The sequence below is a fragment of the Treponema sp. R6D11 genome, from assembly GCF_054786075.1.
In genome coordinates this window covers 1-659 of record NZ_BDHD01000568.1, presented here as the reverse complement: position 1 = coordinate 659, position 659 = coordinate 1, and the positions used below count along the sequence as shown (strand labels likewise).

1 protein-coding gene is annotated in these 659 nt (G+C 36.7%); it reads right to left on the bottom strand.

Translation table 11 applies throughout. The features are described from left to right. A partial coding sequence (locus tag ACYVTD_RS14725) for a phenylalanine--tRNA ligase subunit beta-related protein (protein WP_461248467.1) occupies positions 1–602 on the bottom strand: 602 nt, incomplete at its 3' end. Between the last annotated feature and the right edge of the window lie 57 nt (positions 603–659).

Genomic DNA, 659 nt, shown 5'->3' with positions numbered 1-659 from the left:
TTGCCTTCATAAATATCAAAAAATTCTGCGCTTTCAAATATAGGGCTTTTTATTGAACGAATATCTTGTAGCACATCGCCAACAGGTACTTTTTTATCCAATAAAAACGCTAAATCCCGAGTGATTTTTGGGAATTTTGATATTTCCTTATACTTCTTCCCTCTGCCTCTACACTCAAACAGCATGTTAAAATCGAGTTCCGCTGCAAAAATCGCCTGTTTAATATCATAATTTTTAGCAATCTTTGGATGTATTTTTCCTATCGTTCCCGCATTTTGACCTCTTATAATCAGGCTAGCAGACTGATACGGATGAAATGCCCCTTCTTCTGCCGTTCTAAACATATAAGGTTTTATATCTAAATTATCCAAAAGTGTGGAAACGGCTGATTTTAAGCCGAAAAAGTCCATAGACCCATAGCTGCCAATAACTAATTTTTGCTTTTCATCAGGCAATTCCTTATCTGTTTTAATATAGATAGTTGCAATTTCAAAAAAATCCGCGGAAGTGTTGCCTGCATTTATATTGGTCTTGATCGTCTCAAGCATGGATGATAATCCCTCTGTACGCATCACGCTGTGTTCTTCGCCCAAAGGTTGCAAAAGTTTTATAACATCGGGTACGTCTTTTCCGATTTTGCCGTAATATTTTGGGTCTAT